The organism is Kitasatospora sp. NPDC001539 (assembly GCF_040298565.1).
Lineage (GTDB): Bacteria > Actinomycetota > Actinomycetes > Streptomycetales > Streptomycetaceae > Kitasatospora.
On the sequence record NZ_JBEPAK010000394.1, the window covers coordinates 1 to 4,031 of the forward strand.

At 71.4% G+C, this 4,031-nt stretch carries 2 protein-coding genes and 1 pseudogene; all 3 read right to left on the reverse strand.

Features of this window, described 5'->3' with window-relative positions; translation table 11 throughout:
* Nucleotides 1-137, reverse strand: a 137-nt coding sequence (locus tag ABT247_RS32285) for a roadblock/LC7 domain-containing protein (RefSeq protein WP_329882915.1), incomplete at its 3' end; no start/stop codon positions are given.
* Between the two features lie 10 nt (nt 138-147).
* Nucleotides 148-3,519 (reverse strand): nitrate- and nitrite sensing domain-containing protein, encoded by a 3,372-nt coding sequence (locus tag ABT247_RS32290; RefSeq protein WP_350749911.1) that lies wholly within the window; start codon nt 3,517-3,519, stop codon nt 148-150.
* 413 nt (nt 3,520-3,932) lie between these two features.
* Nucleotides 3,933-4,031 (reverse strand): annotated as a pseudogene (locus ABT247_RS32295) (ATP-binding protein); the annotation flags it as partial.

Genomic DNA, 4,031 nt, shown 5'->3' on the forward strand with positions numbered 1-4,031 from the left:
GCGCGGTCCCGGGGGAAGCCCTCCGACATGCACAGCAGGAGGCCGTCCGCGGAGACCACCACGGTGTGGGACACCCCGGGGGTGTTGTCCACGAAATTGGTGATCAGCCAGTTCAGGTTCTGTGCGGCCTGGCTCATCTGAGTCAACTCAACGCTCCTGGTGGTTCGAGCCGCCGAAGAGATCGGTGCTCCGGTTCTGTCCGTTGCCGGACTGGTCTACCTGATCGGGGTCGATCCGGAAGCTTCCGGTGTTGCCGGCGCTGCGGCCCTGCTCGACACCGCGGCGCAGGTTGGTGAGGCGGCCACGGACCTCCTCGGGGCTGCGGGAGACCTGCGGCCCCTCCTGCGGGGTGGGCTTGGCGTTGCCGGGCACCAGGTTCTGCCGCGGCACCCGCCGGGGCAGACCGGCACCGGTGGTGCCGCTGGTCGAGGGCTCGCGCACCTGCTCTGCGCGCTGCCAGTTGCCGTCGTTCGGCGACTGCCAGGCGCTGTTGGCGGTCGGGCCGGTCGGGCCGTACCCGCCGAGTGCGGACACGTCGTGGCCGCGCGGTTCCTGGGGCGAGGAGGTGTCCTTGGCACCGGCGAACCAGTTGGGGCTCTCGCCCGGCGAGGCGGCGGCCGGGGTGGTGCCGAGGCCGCCGGCCGCCAGCTGCTGGCCGGGGCGGCGCTGGGGCAGCCCGGACGGCAGGGTGGCGGAGGAGTCCGCGGCGGGCAGCGCCGGCGGCTCCGGGGCGTACGGGTGGCCGGCCGGGGCCTCGTCGGCCTGGCGGCCGTAGCCGTCCCGGCCGTACTCGTCCTGCTGGTAGCCGCCCTGGTCGTAGCCGTACCGGTCGTCGGCGCCGTACTGGCCGTCGGAGTAGCCGCCCTGCTGGTCGTAGCCCTGCTGGGGGTACTGGCCGTAGCCGTCCTGGGCGTACTCGTCCTGCTGGTAGCCGCCCTGGTCGTAGCCGTACCGGTCGTCGGTGCCGTACTGGTCGTCGGGGTAGCCGCCCTGCTGGTCGTAGCCCTGCTGGGGGTACTGGCCGTAGCCGTCCTGGTAGTCCTCCTCGACCTCGGCGTCGACGACCGGCGCCTGCGGGCCGCCCTCCAGGGCCGCACGGCGGACCTGGTCGAGGCGCTGCGAGCGCTGGACGGCCTCCAGGGCCGGGCTGAAGCCGGAGGAGCCGGAGTTGCCGATGCCGGTGAGGTGGTCGTCGAAGCCCAGCTCGGCGGCGCTGCGGGAGCGCTCCTCGGGGGCCCACTCGGAGGTCGGCTCCTGGTCCGCGAAGATCCGGGAGACGGTGAACTGCTCCTCCGGCTCCGGCGCGGCGCCGGCCTGGGTGACGAACGGCGGGAGCATGACCAGCGAGGTGGTGCCGGCCGACTCGCCCGACGGGCGGAGCTGGACGCGGATGTCGTGCCGCTGGGAGAGCCGGCCGACCACGAAGAGGCCCATGCGGCGGGAGATGGTGGCGTCGACCGTGGGCGGCTCGGCCAGCTTCTCGTTGATCTCGGCGAAGTCGTCGGCGGTGAGGCCGATGCCCTTGTCGTGGATCTCGACCAGGACGCGGCCGTCCGGCAGGCGGGTCGCGTTGACCAGGACCCGGGTCTGCGGGCTGGAGAACGAGGTGGCGTTCTCCAGCAGCTCGGCGAGCAGGTGGACGAGGTCGGTCACGGCGGCGCCGACGACCTCGACCTCGGGGATGCCGGACAGCTCGACGCGCTCGTACTGCTCCACCTCGGACGCGGCGGCGCGGAGCACGTCGACCAGCGGGACCGGGGTGTTCCAGCGGCGGCCGGCCTCCTCGCCCGCGAGGACGAGCAGGTTCTCACCGTTGCGGCGCATGCGGGTCGCCAGGTGGTCCAGCTTGAAGAGGTTCTCCAGCTGGTCCGGGTCGGCCTCGTTGTTCTCGAGGTCGGTGATCAGCGCCAGCTGGCGCTGGATCAGGCCCTGGCTGCGACGCGACAGGTTGGTGAAGATCGCGTTGACGTTCCCTCGCAGCAGCGCCTGCTCGGCGGCGAGCGCCACGGCCTGCTGGTGGACCTGGTCGAAGGCCCGGGCGACCTCGCCGATCTCGTCCTTGCCGTGCAGCGGGATCGCGGTGACCGAGGTGTCGACCCGGTCCGGGTCGGTCTTGGAGAGCTTCTCGACCAGGTCCGGCAGGCGGTGGTCGGCGATCTCCAGGGCGGCGCTGCGCAGGGTGCGCATGCCGAGGATCATCGAGCGGGCGACGTAGCCGGTCAGCAGGCCGGCCAGGATCAGCGCGGCGACGACGATGACCGTGTTGAGGATCGCGTCGTAGAGCGCGTTGTCCTTGAGGTTGCGGGAGTCGGTGAGGACGTCGTCCAGCAGCACGACTTCGGTGTTCCGCAGGGCCTGGATGTGGGTGCCGGCGGCCTGGTTCCAGTTGTCCGGGGTCAGACCGGCGTTCTTGGCCTCGGCGTACGCGGCGTCGGCGGCGGCCTTGCCCTTGGCCTGGCCCGCGGCGGCGGCCTCGGCGTAGTTGCCGGCGAGCGCCAGCAGGCCCTGCATGGTGGGCGCGGTGCCGTTGGGCATCTTGTAGGCCGAGCGGTCCTGGGCGGAGGCCAGGGCGACCTGCGCGTCGGCGTACTTCTTGACGTCCTCGGGGGCGCTACCGGTGGTGAACTCGCTGAGCGAGACCTGCTCGAGCTTCTCGGACACCAGGATCGCCTGGGTCATGTCCTGGTTCTCGTAGCGCGTCGTCGCGCCCTGGGAGATGCCGACCAGCAGGCTCAGCATCAGCGAGCGCTGGGTCGAGGCGGAGGCCTTCGCCAGCGACATCGCGTAGATCGCGCGGCCCTTGCTCGTGGCGTTGGACGAGCCCATGCCGACCGAGTTGTCGTACGCCAGCAGCGGCGCGAACATCGTCGAGTAGGCGTTGGCGGTGGCGCTCGCGAACAGCTCCTTGCCGTACGCGGCGGCGCGCAGGTGCGGCAGGTCCACCACGAGGGTCTGGAAGGCCTCGTGGCGGCGGGGGAGCTCACCGCTCTTGTCGGAGGCCTCGTACGCGGCGTTGTAGGCCTTCAGCGCGGCGTCGGTGTCCGCGCGGCGCTTGGCGACCTCGTTGTTCGGGTCCTGCCCGGTCATCAGGGGTATCAGGGTCTTGTCGCGCTCGTTCTCGAGCGCCTCGGCGAGTTCGGTCGCCGCCTTGGCGAGCTCGGCCGTCTTCTCGGCGCGGGACGCCTTGATGTAGCCGTCCACCGAGGTGTTAACGCGCAGACCGCCGAAGACGAGACTGATGATCACGGGGATCAGCAGGATCGCGATCAGGCGGGTCGGCACGCGCCAGTTGCGCGGGCGGAGGAAGTCGTACCGGCTGGAGCCGCCGTCGCCGGGTGAGCCGGCTCCGCCGCGCGGCGCGCCGGCCGTCGTCAGCGGTTTGGTTGCCGGGGCGGTCTGGGAGCGCTCCTCGGCGGGAGTGAACGCGGAGAATCCGGCCTGGTCCGCGGCGGTACCGTGCGGCTCGCTCTGGCGGGGCTCGGAGCGCCGCTGCGGGGCGGGTTGCTGCTTACGCCTCACTCGACAACTACCTCTCGGCCGACTTGCCGGCCATGGATCAATCCAGCGCTACCCCCGGGGCCCTGGCCCGGCACCGGACGGACCGGCGACGGGATGTTCAGGGGTAGCTGGAATTTCAGCACGTGCAGGGATGGGGGACAAACAGACCCGGTGCAGCACCCGCGTCGGCACAATCCGGACAATCGGTGACATGGCGGAGCAAAACCGTGGTCACCTGGCGCTGAGTGACGCTGTTTCGCCACGCTGCGTCATTGTTGATCACAAAATGCCTACCGAACTGTTATCCACCGCTTATACACGGGCCTTGCGGGGGGCGCCCGGAGGACACCGGCCGGTAAGCGTCACCGCCCCGGCGGCCCGTCAGTGTGACGGTCCGCCGGGGCTGGTCGGTTCCCTCCCGGCCCGGACCCGCGTCAGCGGAGTCGGGCGAGGAGGGCGTGTTCGACGAGGGTGATGAGGGCGCTCTTGGCGCTGTCGCGGCGGCGGGCGTCGAGGGTGATGATGGGGGTGGT